This window comes from Streptomyces bathyalis (genome assembly GCF_015910445.1).
Lineage (GTDB): Bacteria > Actinomycetota > Actinomycetes > Streptomycetales > Streptomycetaceae > Streptomyces > Streptomyces bathyalis.
The window spans coordinates 2,591,552-2,606,860 of sequence record NZ_CP048882.1; the positions used below are offsets into that span (position 1 = coordinate 2,591,552).

13 protein-coding genes and 1 pseudogene are annotated in these 15,309 nt (G+C 71.4%); 6 read left to right on the forward strand and 8 right to left on the reverse strand.

Translation table 11 applies throughout. The features are described 5' to 3' along the window. Nucleotides 1–119: 119 nt before the first annotated feature. Nucleotides 120–614 (reverse strand): hypothetical protein, encoded by a 495-nt coding sequence (locus G4Z16_RS11100; RefSeq protein WP_197350666.1) that lies wholly within the window; start codon nt 612–614, stop codon nt 120–122. 127 nt (nt 615–741) lie between these two features. On the opposite strand from G4Z16_RS11100, the gene G4Z16_RS11105 reads away from it, so the two are divergent. Beyond that, on the forward strand, nt 742–1,077 hold the full coding sequence (locus G4Z16_RS11105) for a hypothetical protein (protein ID WP_197355068.1): 336 nt from the start codon (nt 742–744) through the stop codon (nt 1,075–1,077). Nucleotides 1,078–1,515: 438 nt separating this feature from the next. Here G4Z16_RS11105 and hutH read toward each other — a convergent pair whose 3' ends face one another. The 5 genes and pseudogenes from hutH to G4Z16_RS11130 form a co-directional block, all read right to left on the reverse strand. Further along, complete coding sequence (gene hutH, locus G4Z16_RS11110; protein ID WP_197354352.1) at nt 1,516–3,063, reverse strand: histidine ammonia-lyase; 1,548 nt, start codon at nt 3,061–3,063, stop codon at nt 1,516–1,518. 518 nt (nt 3,064–3,581) lie between these two features. Next, nucleotides 3,582–4,796: pseudogene (locus tag G4Z16_RS11115) on the reverse strand (GGDEF domain-containing protein); the annotation flags it as partial. A 196-nt stretch (nt 4,797–4,992) separates the two neighbouring features. Further along, nucleotides 4,993–5,802, reverse strand: a complete 810-nt coding sequence (locus tag G4Z16_RS11120; RefSeq protein ID WP_197350668.1) for an enoyl-CoA hydratase/isomerase family protein — start codon at nt 5,800–5,802, stop codon at nt 4,993–4,995. A 109-nt stretch (nt 5,803–5,911) separates the two neighbouring features. Beyond that, nucleotides 5,912–7,153, reverse strand: a complete 1,242-nt coding sequence (locus G4Z16_RS11125; protein ID WP_197350669.1) for an adenylate/guanylate cyclase domain-containing protein — start codon at nt 7,151–7,153, stop codon at nt 5,912–5,914. A 252-nt stretch (nt 7,154–7,405) separates the two neighbouring features. Continuing rightward, nucleotides 7,406–8,353 carry a biotin--[acetyl-CoA-carboxylase] ligase gene (locus G4Z16_RS11130; RefSeq protein WP_197350670.1) on the reverse strand — a complete coding sequence of 316 codons (948 nt, stop codon included), beginning with the start codon at nt 8,351–8,353 and terminating at the stop codon, nt 7,406–7,408. Nucleotides 8,354–8,511: 158 nt separating this feature from the next. On the opposite strand from G4Z16_RS11130, the gene G4Z16_RS11135 reads away from it, so the two are divergent. The 4 genes from G4Z16_RS11135 (at nt 8,512) to G4Z16_RS11150 (ending at nt 11,318) form a co-directional block, all read left to right on the forward strand. Further along, nucleotides 8,512–10,104: an acyl-CoA carboxylase subunit beta gene (locus G4Z16_RS11135; protein WP_197350671.1), complete on the forward strand. Its 1,593-nt coding sequence runs from the start codon at nt 8,512–8,514 to the stop codon at nt 10,102–10,104. A 14-nt stretch (nt 10,105–10,118) separates the two neighbouring features. Next, nucleotides 10,119–10,370, forward strand: coding sequence for an acyl-CoA carboxylase subunit epsilon (locus G4Z16_RS11140; RefSeq protein WP_197350672.1), 252 nt, complete (start codon nt 10,119–10,121; stop codon nt 10,368–10,370). A gap of 119 nt (nt 10,371–10,489) precedes the next feature. Beyond that, nucleotides 10,490–10,627, forward strand: coding sequence for a morphogenic membrane protein MmpB (gene mmpB, locus G4Z16_RS11145; RefSeq protein WP_175437755.1), 138 nt, complete (start codon nt 10,490–10,492; stop codon nt 10,625–10,627). A gap of 46 nt (nt 10,628–10,673) precedes the next feature. Beyond that, nucleotides 10,674–11,318: a Maf family protein gene (locus tag G4Z16_RS11150; RefSeq protein WP_197350673.1), complete on the forward strand. Its 645-nt coding sequence runs from the start codon at nt 10,674–10,676 to the stop codon at nt 11,316–11,318. Nucleotides 11,319–11,386: 68 nt separating this feature from the next. Here the strand turns inward: G4Z16_RS11150 and G4Z16_RS11155 are convergent, their stop codons facing one another. Further along, nucleotides 11,387–11,869 (reverse strand): hypothetical protein, encoded by a 483-nt coding sequence (locus tag G4Z16_RS11155; protein ID WP_246530791.1) that lies wholly within the window; start codon nt 11,867–11,869, stop codon nt 11,387–11,389. 412 nt (nt 11,870–12,281) lie between these two features. On the opposite strand from G4Z16_RS11155, the gene G4Z16_RS11160 reads away from it, so the two are divergent. Further along, nucleotides 12,282–14,054: an acetyl/propionyl/methylcrotonyl-CoA carboxylase subunit alpha gene (locus tag G4Z16_RS11160; RefSeq protein ID WP_197350674.1), complete on the forward strand. Its 1,773-nt coding sequence runs from the start codon at nt 12,282–12,284 to the stop codon at nt 14,052–14,054. Nucleotides 14,055–14,182: 128 nt separating this feature from the next. Here the strand turns inward: G4Z16_RS11160 and G4Z16_RS11165 are convergent, their stop codons facing one another. Beyond that, nucleotides 14,183–15,157 (reverse strand): DeoR/GlpR family DNA-binding transcription regulator, encoded by a 975-nt coding sequence (locus G4Z16_RS11165; protein ID WP_246531270.1) that lies wholly within the window; start codon nt 15,155–15,157, stop codon nt 14,183–14,185. Nucleotides 15,158–15,309 lie beyond the last annotated feature (152 nt).

The following is a 15,309-nucleotide window of genomic DNA, read 5'->3' on the forward strand; positions in this document are numbered from 1 at the left end:
TCCACGAGTTACAAAACTGTGTTCCAGGACACGTGCCGACGGGAATTCCTCGCGAGAGAAGCCTGTGACCTGCGAATACGCCTCGGCGGACAATCCGTCAGATCTGTGACGCGTTACACTCAGCGGCGCGCGCCGTCGAGGCCGCGGAGCTCGCTCCGAACCCCTTCCCGGAGGTGCTCGTCGCGGTCGTCGCCGAGAGGCTCGTCGAAGTCCTCGGGGCCGTTCTCCAGGAGGCCGGCGGTCTCCTCGCCTTCGCGGTCGTCGAGGTCGCCCGCGCCGTCGAGGAACGAGAACGCGTCGAGATCGTCCGCGTCCATCTCCTCACTGCCCCAGCTGGCATGCGCGAGTTCGACTCCCGGCAGCTCCCTGACGAGGTCGAAGGGGTCGACCAGACAGGCCAGCGCCTCCCCCGCGTCCCCGCTGATGATCTCCTCGGCGTCCGCGCGCTCCTCGTCCGGCATCAGCTCGTCACGCGCGACGTGATCAAGAGCCGACCTGGTCAGGGCGTCCGCGTCGGCGATCTCGACAACCAGGTCGACGCGGAGCCTGATGTGCGGCGAGGGCAGTACGGAGGTGTCGGACGGTTCGGTACGCGTTGTCTCGTCGGCAGCCATGTCCGGAGCGTAGGACGGAACGGAGGCTCGGCTTCCGTACGACCCGCGGCTGTCTATAACATCGGCCACCGTGCCGCCAGTTCGTGGCGCGACCGGACGACGACAGCACTCGGAAGGGGCTTGCTCCGTGCCCGCAGCCGGACGATCCAGCATCTCCTCTCACCGCCGGGCCCTCATGACGGCCACCGGGGCGGGTGCGGTGCTGTGTGCCCTCTTGTTCGTCCCCTCGGCGAAGGCCACCCCCGACGCGCCCGGCACCGGCGGCGCGCGCCATGCCGCGACGTCGTACCCGGACTCCTCCTCGTACCCGAGGGACTCCGCCGACGGCCGGGCCCACCGGACGTCCGCCGGAGAGGAGCCGGGCCAGGACGGCTTCACCTCGCCCTTCGTCCTGAGCGCACTCGGAGTGGCCGGTGCGGGCGGTGCCATGATCGCCCGGGCCCGCCGCCGCAGGACCGGCTAGTTGTATTGACCCGGAGCGTTCCTGTCGACGGACTGCTGAAGCACGTCGCGCGGCCTCCACGAGGCGAGTGCGGTACCGCTGCGCCTGCTCGGCCGCCTCGCACATCTGGGGTGCCTGCTCGTGCAGATGGTCCTCGTCGGTCCTGCTGAACAGGCCGGTGATGTGGGCGAGCGTCGCCAGGAGGTCTCCGTGGCCGCGCAGGAAGTCCCCGTAGGCCTCGTCCTTCTGGCTGTCGTGCCACTGATCCGGACTCCGGGCCGTAGAGGCCGGCTGGTACGTCACGCGCTCGAGGGCGTCGATGACTGACCGCTATCCGGCGAAGGTCGCACGCCCCCGGTGACGGCCGTCCGGGCCCGTCGCAAGCCGCAGCCACTGCTGTGTACGGGCCACATGCCCTTGAGGAACCGGATCAGGTCTCGCGGGACTCCGATCCGGGCCTCAGGCGAGTTCGCCCGTCACCGACTCGGCCGCCCTGACGAGCGCTCCCGTCCCGACGAACCGCTCGGCCACCGCCAGGTCCGGGGAGAGGAACCGGTCGGGTCCCGGCCCGTCCACGCCTGCCTCGCGCAGGGCGTCCACGATCGCGCGGGACGCCGCGCCCGGCGTCAACCGCCCGCCCACGGCGCGCAGTTCGACGGCGCGTGCCGCGGCATACAGCTCGACGGCGACCACACGGGTCAGGGCGTCGACCGCGTTGCGCAGCTTCCGCGCCGCGGACCAGCCCATCGACACGTGGTCCTCCTGCATCGCCGAGGAAGGGATCGAGTCGGCGGAGGACGGGACGGCCAGCCGCTTCATCTCGCTGACCAGGGCGGCCTGCGTGTACTGGGCGATCATCAGGCCGGAGTCGACGCCGGCGTCGTGGGCCAGGAACGGCGGCAGGCCGTGGGAGCGGTTCTTGTCCAGGAGGCGGTCGGTCCGGCGTTCCGCGATCGAGGCAAGGTCCGCGGCGGCCACGGCGAGGAAGTCGAGCACGTACGCGACGGGCGCCCCGTGGAAGTTGCCATTGGACTCCACGCGACCGTCGGGCAGCACCACCGGATTGTCGACGGCTGAGGCGAGTTCGCGCCGGGCGACCGTGAGGGCATGAGCGAGCGTGTCACGTCCGGCGCCCGCGACCTGCGGGGCGCAGCGCACCGAGTAGGCGTCCTGGACGCGCGGAGCGTCGTCCTGGTGGTGTCCCGTCAGACCCGAACCGGCAAGCACCTTCAGCATGTTGGCGGCCGAGGCGGCCTGCCCCGGGTGCGGGCGGATGGCGTGCAGCTCGGGCGCGAGGACCTTGTCGGTGCCGAGCAGCGCCTCCAGCGTGAGCGCGGCGGTGATGTCGGCGGAGGTGAAGAGGCGGGCCAGGTCCGCGCAGGCGAGCAGGAGCATGCCGAGCATGCCGTCCGTGCCGTTGAGGAGGGCGAGCCCCTCCTTCTCGCGCAGTTCCACGGGCGTGATGCCGTGGGCGGCGAGGAGTTCCGCGGCGGGCTCCACGGTTCCGTCGGGACCCTCTGCCTCGCCCTCGCCCATGAGGGTCAGCGCACAGTGGGAGAGCGGCGCGAGATCGCCGGAGCAGCCGAGGGAGCCGTACTCGTGCACGACGGGGGTGATGCCGGCGTTGAGCAGTGCCGCGATGGACCGCGCGACCTCGGACCGTACGCCCGTACGGCCCGAGGCGAGGGTCTTCAGGCGCAGGAACATCAGCGCGCGCACGACCTCACGCTCCACGTGCGGGCCCATGCCGGCGGCGTGCGAGCGCACGATGTTGCGCTGCAGCTCGGCGCGGAGGCCGGGGCTGATGTGCCGGACGGCGAGGGCTCCGAAGCCGGTGGAGACGCCGTAGACGGGCTCGGGCTTGGCGGCCAGTTCCTCGATATGACGCCGGGAGGCGTCGAGTGCCGCCACAGCCTGCGCCGACAGCTCCACACGGGCGCCGTCCCGGGCGACGGCGATGACGTCTTCGGGGCTCGTGCCGGAGTCGCCCAGCACCACGGTGTGCATACTCATATTCAGGCACCCTAAAGAGTGAATCGATTCCTGTCACGGCCGGGGTCCGCACGGACGGGACGCGGGAGGGTGCGAGGCCTTCCCCGGCGACTTTTCACCGTGGGGGCCAGGCGCCGCAGGAGGACCGCCGAGGCGCGTGTGCGCTGGGCCGGAGGCAGTGCGGGAGACCACGCGGCGGACGGACACCGATGCCTGATGTCAGCGGCTCACAGCTCGGGGCTCCGGACACGCGGTCCGTGCCGCTCCGGCCCGCGGGTGCCGCCCGGGTTGCCGTGCTCGTGGGCGGAGCCGTCGGGGCGTCCGGGGCGTATGTGCAGCTCCGGCGACTCCGGAGGGCCCGAAGGGTTCGCCGGGTCCGTGCGGTCCGTCCCCCGGTCCTGCGGCCCCCGACGCCGATGCTCCCCGCCCTCCGTTGCCCCGCCCTGTGCGTTCCGGTCCTGCCGGCCTCGAGGGTCCGGCGGATCGTGCTGGTCGTTCGGCCCGGGCTCCGCGACCCCGGCCTCGTCCGGCTTCGGAGTGTGGCCCCGGAAGTGGCGGCGGTCGCCGACCGCCGGTGCCGGCGAGGCCTCCTCGGCCTCAGAGGCGTCGGCGAGACGCACCACGGGATCCTCGATGCCGCCCTGGCGACCCGCGACAACCGGTTCGAGCGCTCGCGCCGCCTTCGCCCTGTACTGCGCGGCGTCGGCCAACCGGAAGAGACGGGCCGCCGAACGTATCGGGCCTATCCGGTGCCCTGTGGACGCGACGCCGCAGGAGACTCCTTCGCCGCCCCTCAGCCCGAGAGCGTTGCGGCAGACCTCCTCCGCGGCACGTACGACCTGGTCCGCGGGCGGGCCCACCGTCAGCAGGCAGAACTCGTCGCCGCCCAGGCGCGCCGCCAGCGCACCCGGAAGCTTCGCCCCGGACATCGACAGCACCATCCCGAACCGCTCCAGCAGGCGGTCCCCGGCGGCGTGGCCGAGCTCGTCGTTGACGCGCTTGAGGCCGTTGACGTCGCAGACGACGAGGCTCACCACGGTGCCGTCCTCGCGGTGCCGCTCCAGACCGTCATCCAGCTTGCCCTCGATGGCCCGGCGGTTGGCCAGGCCCGTCAGCTGGTCGGTGAACGCGAGCCGACGCACCTCTTCCAGCTGCTCGTTCTGCGCGATCCCGGCGGCGATGATCTCGGCCAGTATGGCCGCGAACTGCGCGTCGGAACGGCCGAAGACCGGCGCCCCCTGACGGCGGGCCACATACAGCTCGCCCCAGGCGCGCCCGCGCAGCACTATCGGCGCCACGACACAGCAGCCGCGGCCACGGCGGCGCAGGGCGGCCACGCGTGCGTGGCGGGGGGCCGCACCGGGAGGGCCGTCGCCGTCGTGACCCTCCCCCTGGGCGGTCGTGATCCAGGCGAGGGGCTCCTCGTCGCCCTCCGCCGTCCACCGTTCCGGAAGCGGCTCGGTGATCTCGGGGAAGTCGTGCACCGGGTAGGACTCGTCGTCGGGGAACTCGCTCTCCCCCGGGGCGAGTTCGCCCACGTTGACCAGTACGTCCAGCCGTCCGCGTGCGCGGTCCCAGGCGGAGAGGGCGGCGAAGGCGGCGTCCATCGCGGCGCACGCCCGCAGGGCCGCGGCGTGCGCGACCTCGCGGCGCGTCGAGTGGCGGGGGTGCGCCTCGCAGAAGCGCTGTGCCCCTGCCATGGCCTGCGCCAGCTCGACGACAGCCCGCAGCCGTTCGTCCTCTCCCATGAGACTCAGGCTAGGACGAGTCCGGACAATCCTCTCGGGCCGGCAGCGCCACTGCGGCAGCCCCTACGGCCGTCCCTGCCGCGCCGGCACAGCCGTACGGGCGTGCACGAGAAGCCCGCGCGCGGACCTGCCGTACGGGTTACTCCCGCGCGAAACGCGGACGTGGGCGGCTCCCCGGCGGCCGGCCGTCAGCGCCTCACTCCCCGGGCCACTGCGGCTTCCGCTTCTCGTTGAAGGCAGCGACGCCCTCGGTGCGGTCACCGGAGAAGGCGACGGTGCGCCAGGCGGCGTCCTCGATCTCCAGCCCGGCCCACAGGTCCAGCCCCCAGCCCGTACGCAGCGCACGCTTCGCGGCCCGCAGACCCACCGGCGAGTTCCCGGCGATGCGACCGGCCAGCGCGAGTGCCTCGGCACGGTCCTCCGCCGCCTCGACGAGCTCGTCGACGAGGCCGATCTCGCGAGCCTCGGCCGCCTCGACCCGGCGCGCGGAGAAGATCAGCTCGGCGGCGCGGGCCGCGCCGACCCTGCGGGGCAGCAGCTGCGTGCCGCCACCGCCCGGGATGACGCCGACGGACACCTCTGGCAGCCCCACGACGGCGGTGGTGTCGGCGACGATCACGTCGCAGGAGAGCGCCAGCTCGAAGCCCCCGCCGAGTGCGAACCCGTGCACGGCGGCGATCGTCGGCATCGGCAGATCCAGCACCCCGGTGTAGGCGGCGCGGGCCGTCGGCCGGTGGCGGCTGAGGTCGGCGTCGCTCAGGGCATTGCGCTCCTTGAGGTCCGCGCCGACGCAGAACGCGCGGTCGTTGCTGGAGCTGAGCACCGTGGCACGCATGGTCCGGTCCCCGCCGAGAGCGGTGCACGCCTCGACCAGATCGGCGGCGAGCCCGGCGGAGACGGCGTTCATGGCCTTCGGCCGGTCCAGTACGAGCTCGGCGACGTGGGTTCCGGTGTCCCTGCGGACCACGATCCACTCGCCGTAACGCTCTTCGCTCACCGTGCTCATGCGGCCCTCCGTGGTTGACACGCGCTCAGGATCGACGCGCATCAGACTACGGTCCGCATCCCGGCGGCCGGTACACAAGACGATGAGCCCGCCCCGAAGTGAGCACTCCTCAGCGGCGGTTGAGCATCCAGGGCTCGACGACTCCGAGGCCGCGAACCGGCCGCTGGTACAGCGGCTGCAGCGCGTAGCGGTAGTCCGAGAGGTCCTCGGTCTCCTTCTCCGACTCCGGTGCGTCTCCCGAGGCGACCAGTTCCGCGCGGAAGTCGCCGTCCACGAGGACCCTGTCCTTCGGCGCTATCGACGTCAGCCTGCTCGCGAGATTGACCGTGTTGCCGAAGACATCGCCCATGCGCGTGGTCATCGTGCCGAATGCGATGCCCACGCGCAGCTCGGGCATCGTCGCGTCGTTCGCCATGGTCTCGATGAGCCGCAGGCCGATCTCCGCGGCGGTGCCCGCGTCCTCGGCCACGTAGAGGATCTCGTCGCCGAGGGCCTTGATGAGTCTGCCCCCGTTCGCGGCGACCAGATCGGCGGACGTCGTCTCGAACGCCTCGACCAGCTCGCCGAGTTCGTCGTCCTCCAGACGGCGCGTCAGGCGCGTGAAGCCCACCAGGTCGGCGAAGGCGATCGCCTGCCGCCGGTCGATGGTGTCCTCGTCGTCCAGGGCCTGTACGACCCGGCCGGTGGCCGCGGCGAGCTGGCGCCGCCACACGTAGACCAGGAACTCCTCCAGCTCGGGCAGGAGCAGCTGGACCAGCGGATAGGTGACCTCGTTGCGCGTCATGCCGGGCTCGGGCGGCTCCGTGAGCCCCATCAGGAAGGAGTCGATCTGCCAGTCGGCCAGCCGCGACGTGGTCTGCCCGGTCGAGCGGGCGACCTGCACCGCCATCGGCTCGCTGAGCAGCCCCGCCTCGACGAGGCCCGCGAGCCGCCGCAGCGCCAGCACGTCCGCCTCGGTGAGGGCCTTGGCCTGGCCGACGTCGGCGAAGCCCATCGCACGCCAGAAACGGGAGGCGAGCTCCATGGAGACACCGGCCGCCCGGGCCGCCTGGAAGGGGGTGTACTGCCGCTTCGAGCCGAGGATCAGCTGTTCGATGCGTGTGGCGCTGGGGTCGTCCTCGTCGTCCTCGAAGGGGGCCTCGGGATCCGTGCCGTCGCCGGCGTCCGGCCCGTGCTGTGCGTCCGCGCCGCCAGAGGTCGCGGGGAATTCGAACGGCGCCTCGCCGTTGCCGTCGGAGCCGCCGGTCCGTGCGGCGCGGCCCGGTCCTGCGACCCCCTGCCCGCTCCCCGGCTCCGGCGCCGACTGCGACCCGGACGTACGCGCGGGAATGTCCGGTTCATTCTCGGCCACTGTCCGCCCCTTGCCAGGTCCGGTCGTCCCTGCGCACTGCCCTTCCGTTCTCTTGCTGAGATCTTCCGGGGATCACCGGGACGCCTCACATCCGTGTCCCCTCCGCCGCGTGCCAACAATACGGCAGCAGCGCGCTGAACAGGCCCCTCTGCGAACGGACCATCAGAAGCGGACCACCGGCTCGGCGGAACATCTACCCTGTGCGACCCGCGCCTGTGGGGGTGCCTGCGGGGCGCCGGGAACGCCCGGAGGTCAGGCCTCCGCGCCGCCGTCGCTCCCGTGGCCGCCGTCACCGCGCAGATGCACGATGTCGCCCGCCGCGACGGGCCGCTGCACGCCCTCCTCGGTACCGATGACGAGCCGTCCGTCGCTGTCGACGGCCACGGCCTCGCCGACGAGCTCCCCGCCGCCGGGCAGCTCCGCCCGCACATGGCGGCCGAGCGTCGCGCATCCGGCGGCGTAGGCCTCCAGCAGGCCGGAGGCGACGGGGTCGCCGTCGGCGGCGGCCCAGCGCCCGTACCAGTCCTCGACGGAGCGCAGCACCGCACGCAGCAGCGGGTCGCGGTCGGCGGCCTGTGCCCCGGCGAGGACGAGCGAGCCGGCGGAGGGTACGGGCAGCTCCGGTTCGTGTAGCGAGACGTTGAGGCCGATGCCGAGGACGATCCCGGCGCCGCCGGATCGCTTCTCCTCGCCGTTCCCCTCCTCACCGCTCCCCTGCTCCGCGGTCACGTCGGTGCGCTCCGCCAGGATGCCGCCGGTCTTGCGCTCCTCGCCCCCGATGTCCACGAGGACGTCGTTGGGCCACTTCAGCTTGGTGTCGATGCCCGCCGTGCGGGCCAGCGCGCTCGCGGTCGCCACCCCGGCGAGGAGCGGCACCCACCCCCAGCGCTCCTGCGGGACCGGCGGCACGATCAGCATCGAGACGAAGATGCCGGAGCGCGGCGGCGCGCTCCACTCCCGCTCCAGCCGGCCCCGGCCCGCCGTCTGCTCCTCGGCGACGAGGACGGCTCCCTCGTGCGCGCTCCCGTCGCGTGCACGCGCGGCCAGGTCGGTGTTGGTCGAGCCGGTGCGCTCGACGACTTCCAGCGACGTCCAGATGCTGTCCGCTCCGGTCAGCGCACGGCGCAGCGCGGCCGCGTTGAGCGGAGGGCGGCTGAGGTCGGACCAGCGGCCCGGGTCTCCGGAGGGGTTCGGCGTCATGGCGTCAGCGTAGGCCCGCGTCCCGTGCCGCCGCCCGCTCGGCCGGAGCCGTACCGGTGCAGGTGAAGAGTGTGGCCAACGCCGCACCGACGAACGGCTTCTTCGCGGATAGCCTACGAACCGGTAGCCGCACGCTGACGAGTAGGAGCCGCACGCAGATGTCCGAGCAGGAGAGCCCAGACATCCACACGACCGCGGGCAAGATCGCGGATTTCGAACGCCGCGCTGCGGAGGCGACGCACGCGGGTTCGCAGCGCGCGGTGGAGAAACAGCACGCCAAGGGGAAACTGACCGCGCGTGAGCGCGTCGATCTGCTGCTCGACGAGGGCAGCTTCACGGAGCTGGACGAGTTCGCCCGTCACCGCTCCACCAACTTCGGCCTGGAGAAGAACCGTCCGTACGGCGACGGTGTCGTCACCGGCTACGGCACGGTCGACGGCCGTCCCGTCTGCGTCTATTCGCAGGACTTCACGATCTTCGGCGGGTCGCTGGGCGAGGTGTACGGGGAGAAGATCGTCAAGGTCATGGACTTCGCCCTGAAGAACGGCTGTCCGATCATCGGGATCAACGACGGTGGCGGCGCCCGCATCCAGGAAGGGGTCGTGGCGCTCGGCCTGTTCGCGGAGATCTTCCGCAGGAACGTGCACGCCTCCGGCGTCGTCCCGCAGATCAGCCTCATCGTCGGCCCGTGCGCCGGCGGCGCCGTCTACTCCCCCGCGATCACCGACTTCACGGTGATGGTGGATCAGACCTCGCACATGTTCATCACCGGGCCCGACGTCATCAAGACGGTCACCGGCGAGGACGTGGGCTTCGAGGAACTGGGCGGCGCCCGCACGCACAACGCCACGTCCGGCGTCGCGCACCACATGTCGGGCGACGAGAAGGACGCCATCGAGTACGTCAAGGCGCTGCTGTCCTACCTGCCGTCGAACAACCTCTCCGAGCCCCCGGTCTTCCCCGAGGACGCGGACCTCGAGACCTCCGACGAGGACCGCGAGCTGGACACGCTCATCCCGGACTCCGCGAACCAGCCCTACGACATGCACTCCGCGATCGAGCACGTCCTCGACGACGGTGAATTCCTGGAGACGCAGGCGCTGTTCGCCCCGAACATCATCACCGGGTTCGGACGGATCGAGGGCCAGTCCGTGGGTGTGGTGGCCAACCAGCCGATGCAGTTCGCCGGTTGCCTCAACATCGACGCCAGCGAGAAGGCGGCACGCTTCGTGCGCACCTGCGACGCGTACAACGTGCCCGTCCTCACCTTCGTCGACGTCCCTGGCTTCCTGCCGGGCACGGACCAGGAGTACGACGGCATCATCCGGCGCGGCGCCAAGCTCATCTACGCCTACGCGGAGGCGACGGTGCCGCTGGTCACCGTGATCACGCGGAAGGCCTTCGGCGGCGCGTACGACGTCATGGGCTCCAAGCACCTCGGCGCCGACCTCAACTTCGCATGGCCCACGGCGCAGATCGCCGTCATGGGCGCTCAGGGCGCGGTCAACATCCTCTACCGCAAGCGGCTCGCCGGCGTGGAGAACGACGAGGAACGGGAGGGACTGCGGGCTGAGTTGACGCAGGAGTACGAGGACGCGCTGCTGAATCCGTATGCCGCGGCCGAACGCGGGTATGTGGACGCTGTGATCATGCCGTCCGAGACCCGCCGTCACATCACCCGCGGTCTGCGCACGCTCCGTTCGAAGCGCGAGCAGCTGCCCCCGAAGAAGCACGGCAACATCCCGCTGTGAGGAGGCCGTTCGCCATGCTCGACCCGACGACAGAGGAGCAGGGGGAGAACCCGCCGTTCCCGCCGATCAAGGTGGTGCGGGGCAATCCGACCCCTGAGGAGCTGGCCGCCGCGCTCGCGGTGGTCAGGGCGCGGGCGGCCGCGGTGGCCCCGCAGGCGCCGGATTCCCGGACCGCCGACGAGTGGTCGGACCCAGCCCGTACGGTCCCGCGCCGTGTCCCTCACCCGGGCCCGAAGGCGTGGCGAACGGCGTTCTGGCCCGCCTGAACCGACCTGGACACCGCTCCGCGCCCGGACCGGATCCGCTCCGGGCGCGGAGCGTGAACGGGCGGGAATGAGTACGCGTACTCAGGCGCGGCAACGGCGTCCGCCGCAGCATGGAATTCATGCTGTGGTCCGACCCCCGCGACGAGCCTCCGAAGGAGATGCGCGCGACGCTGGCGATGCTGCGGCGCCTTTACTGGTTGCTGCCCGTCGTCGTGATCGCCTCCGTCGTGCTGGCCAACGTCAGGCCGGACGCCTAGGGACTGCCCGGCGGGCGGCCCCTGCCGGGTCTCTACGATTGCGCCCATGGCCTCTTCTTCCGCTTCTTCCTCGCAGCAGCCGCAGCCCCGGCAGCCGGTGCGCCGGCTCGTCCTCGCCTCCGCGTCCCCGGCCCGGCTGAGCCTGCTGCGGCAGGCGGGATTCTCGCCGGACGTGATCGTCAGCGGCGTGGACGAGGACGGGTTGTCCGCGCCGACGCCCGGCGAACTGGCGCGGGTGCTCGCGGAGGCGAAGGCGCAGGCCGTCGCGGCACTCCCGGAGGCCGCCGACGCGCTCGTGATCGGCTGCGACTCCGTGCTGGAGCTGGACGGTGAGCCGCTGGGCAAGCCCGCCGACGCGGAGGAGGCGACGGCGCGCTGGAAGGCGATGCGCGGGCGCTCAGGCGTGCTGCAGACCGGGCACTGCGTCCTCGACAGCCGTGACAGCACGGGCACTTCGGCGACGGCCTCCACGACCGTGCACTTCGGCGAGCCCACCGACGAGGAGATCGCCGCCTACGTGGCGACGGGCGAACCCGTGCACGTCGCGGGCGCGTTCACGCTCGATGGCCGCTCGGCGCCGTTCATCAAGGGCATCGAGGGGGACCACGGAACGGTGATCGGGCTCTCGCTGCCGCTGCTGCGCGATCTCCTCGCGCAAATGGGCGTCGGCATCACGGACTTGTGGTCCTGAGGGCAACGGGGCGCCCGCTCAGGGGCGGAGCACCGGCCGGGCCCGGTCGCCGAGCCCGTGTTCCGCCTCTACGGTGCCGAGGGCTCCGGATGCGGACCGGCCGACGAGGGCGGCGAGTTGTCCGGGGAGGTCTCCTCGGTCCCTTCCGCGGCCGTCTCCTCGACGCCGTAGGACAGCAGGGACCAGACGATCAGCCCCAGCACCACCATCATGAACAGGAACGCGACCCAGCCGACCAGCCCCACGGACGCCGCGCCCAGGAATCCGTGCACCACCGCGGCGCTGATGAGCACGATGCGCAGCAGCCCCACGGGCGCCCTGTCGCGGATCGCCGTACGGGCCAACACCAGCGCGCACAGCAGCAGATAGGCACCGAAGAGCGCGCCCGCGACCACGGCGGACAGTGACATCGAGCGTGGTTCGAGCCCCGCCATGGACATCTGCTGCTCGTCCACGACCATGCCGAGAAATATGTTCAGCAGAACGATGCCGACCGCCTCGACCACCAGTATCAGCGCCGCGGCCGCGGCCACCGATCGTCGGAGCCCCACCTCGCCCACCTACTTCCGCTTTTCATCGGCCATGGCCCGATGTTCTTCGTTACCTGGAGTACGCCACCAGGGCACCGTGAACGCTACTTACGGGTATCACGGCGGGCAAGAGGCCCGGCGCGAAGCAAAGTTTCCCTCCGCGATTCATAGGAACCCCACAAAGACGAGGCCCTCGTTCACCGGGGGCCTCGCGGAGACCTTGACCACATCAGAAGATCCCCGAGCTTCACCGGAAACCCGGCGTACCTTGGGATGACGGGAAACACCGAGGGCGGTGACGGCCGCACGTCACAGTCCGTGTGGGAAAGCTCACGCCTGTGGGCGACTCGGCCAGTGGTGTGGTCAGTACCTAAACTCGCACCACTCACCACATCAAATCCACTTGCGGCGCAGCGCCAAGTAGGGAGTCATCGTGCGCAAGGTGCTCATCGCCAACCGCGGCGAAATCGCTGTTCGTGTCGCCCGTGCCTGCCGGGACGCGGGGATCGCCAGCGTCGCCGTCTATGCCGAGCCGGACCGGGACGCGTTGCACGTCCGGGTTGCCGACGAGGCGTTCGCACTGGGCGGTGACACTCCGGCTGCCAGCTACCTGGACATGGACAAGGTCCTGAAGGCCGCGGCCGATTCGGGTGCCGACGCGGTGCACCCCGGCTACGGATTCCTCTCCGAGAACGCCGACTTCGCACAGGCCGTGCTCGACGCGAACCTGACCTGGATCGGCCCGCCGCCGGACGCGATCCGCTCCCTCGGCGACAAGGTCGCAGCGAGGCACATCGCGGAACGTGCCGGTGCGCCGCTGGTCGCCGGCACGAAGGACCCCGTCTCGGGTGCGGCGGAGGTCGTGGCCTTCGCCGAGGAGAACGGGCTGCCCATCGCCATCAAGGCGGCGTTCGGCGGCGGCGGCCGCGGCCTGAAGGTCGCGCGCTCCCTGGACGAGGTCGAGGAGCTCTACGAGTCGGCGGTGCGCGAGGCGGTGGCCGCGTTCGGACGCGGCGAGTGCTTCGTCGAGCGCTATCTGGACCGTCCGCGGCACGTGGAGACGCAGTGCCTGGCCGACAAGCACGGCAACGTCGTGGTGGTCTCCACGCGTGACTGCTCTCTGCAGCGGCGCCACCAGAAGCTGGTCGAGGAGGCGCCCGCGCCCTTCCTCACCGACCAGCAGAACGCGGAGCTGTACCGCGCGTCGAAGGCCATCCTGAAGGAGGCGGGCTACTCCGGCGCCGGCACCTGTGAGTTCCTCGTCGGCCAGGACGGCACGATCTCCTTCCTCGAGGTCAACACCCGTCTGCAGGTGGAGCACCCGGTGACCGAGGAGGTCACCGGCATCGACCTGGTGCGCGAGATGTTCCGCATCGCCGACGGCGAGACGCTGGACTACCACGACCCGCAACTGCGCGGTCACTCCTTCGAGTTCCGCATCAACGGCGAGGACCCGGGCCGCAACTTCCTTCCCGCGCCCGGCACCGTGACCACCTTCGATGCGCCCGGCGGCCCCGGCGTGCGGCTGGACGCGGGTGTCGAGTCCGGCAGCGTCATCGGCCCGGCCTGGGACTCGCTGCTGGCCAAGCTCATCGTCACCGGAGCCACGCGGCAGCAGGCCCTTGAGCGGGCCGCACGCGCGCTGGAGGAGTTCACCGTCGAGGGCATGGCCACCGCGCTGCCCTTCCACCGCGTCGTGGTGCGGGACCCGGCCTTCGCGCCGGAGGTCAACGGCCGCTCGGGCACCCCCTTCGACGTCCACACCCGGTGGATCGAGACGGAGTTCGTCAACGAGATCAAGCCGTTCACCGCTCCGGGCACGGACGCCGAGGAGGACGAGGGCACCCGCGAGACCGTCGTCGTCGAGGTCGGCGGCAAGCGGCTGGAGGTCTCACTGCCCTCCTCGCTGGGCGTGACGGCGGCACCGGCCGGCGGCGGCAGCAAGAAGCCCAAGCGCAAGGCGTCCAAGAAGGCCGGCAGCGCCGCCTCCGGTGACGCGCTCGCCTCCCCGATGCAGGGCACGATCGTCAAGGTCGCGGTGGAGGAGGGACAGCACGTCGAGGAAGGCGAACTCGTCGTCGTGCTGGAGGCGATGAAGATGGAACAGCCCCTCAACGCGCACCGCTCCGGCACCATCAAGGACCTGCACGCGGAGATCGGCGGCTCGCTCTCGGCGGGCACCGTCATCTGCGAGATCAAGGACTGAAGGGCAGAGGCCGCGGACCGTACGGCTGAGCGTCGTACGGGCTCAGCACCGGGCCCGTGCTGAGCCCGAACGGATGCGCCCGCCGTCCCTGTTGAGGGACGGCGGGCGCATCCGTGTCCAGGAGCCCCTCAGCGCCGCCTGGGGGCCAGGTCCGCCACCCGGTTCCCGACGGGCGACTGCTCGGGCAGCGCGGGCGCACTGCGCAGCTGCGACGGCTGGGAACCGCCGCCGCCCGGCGGGATGTTGCGCCGCTGGCCCGGCATCGGCACGTCCCGGCGACCCTGCCCCTTCTCGCCCCCGGAGCCGCGTCCGCCCGAGCCCTGCACGGGGCCCGGCGCCTCGGCGGCACCTGCCGGGGTCATGCCGGCGACGGTGATCTGCACGCCCTGGTCGGCCAGCGCCTGCAACTCGGTGCCGGCGCGGTCGTCCTGGGGCGGCGGCTTGTCCGTCACCAGGCGCGTCATCACGTCCGTGGGGACGGTCTGGAACATCGTGTCGGTGCCGAGCTTCGTGTGATCGGCCAGGACCACGACCTCCGCCGCGGCCTGCACCAGCGCCCTGTCCACGCTCGCCGAGAGCATGTTGGACGTGGAGAGTCCTCGCTCGGCAGTGAGCCCGCTGCCGGAGAGGAAGGCCCGTGATACACGGAGCCCCTGGAGGGACTGTTCGGCGCCACTGCCGACCAGCGCGTAGTTCGAGCCGCGCAGCGTGCCCCCCGTCATCACGACCTCGACGCGGTTGGCGTGGGCCAACGCCTGTGCCACGAGCAGGGAGTTGGTCACGACGGTCAGACCCGGCACGCGGGCCAGTCTCCGGGCCAACTCCTGCGTGGTCGTCCCGGCGCCGACGACGATGGCCTCGCCCTCCTCGACGAGGCCCGCGGCGAGATCGGCGATGGCCGTCTTCTCCGCCGTGGCCATGTGGGACTTCTGCGGGAATCCGGTCTCACGGGTGAATCCACCGGGCAGGACGGCGCCGCCGTGCCGGCGGTCCAGCAGCCCTTCTGCCTCCAGAGCACGTACGTCACGGCGCACGGTCACTTCGGAGGTCTGGACGACGCGGGCGAGCTCTCGGAGCGACACGGCTCCGTTGGCGCGCACCATTTCCAGGATCAATTGGCGACGTTCTGCAGCGAACACGGAACTGACAGTAACCCCAACGACCGTCTGCTTTCAGCAGTTTTCGTCGATTTTTGGAAGTTGTCCGTAGCTGTACTTGCCGCGTGATATAGACACAACTGGACGAACCTGCCAGC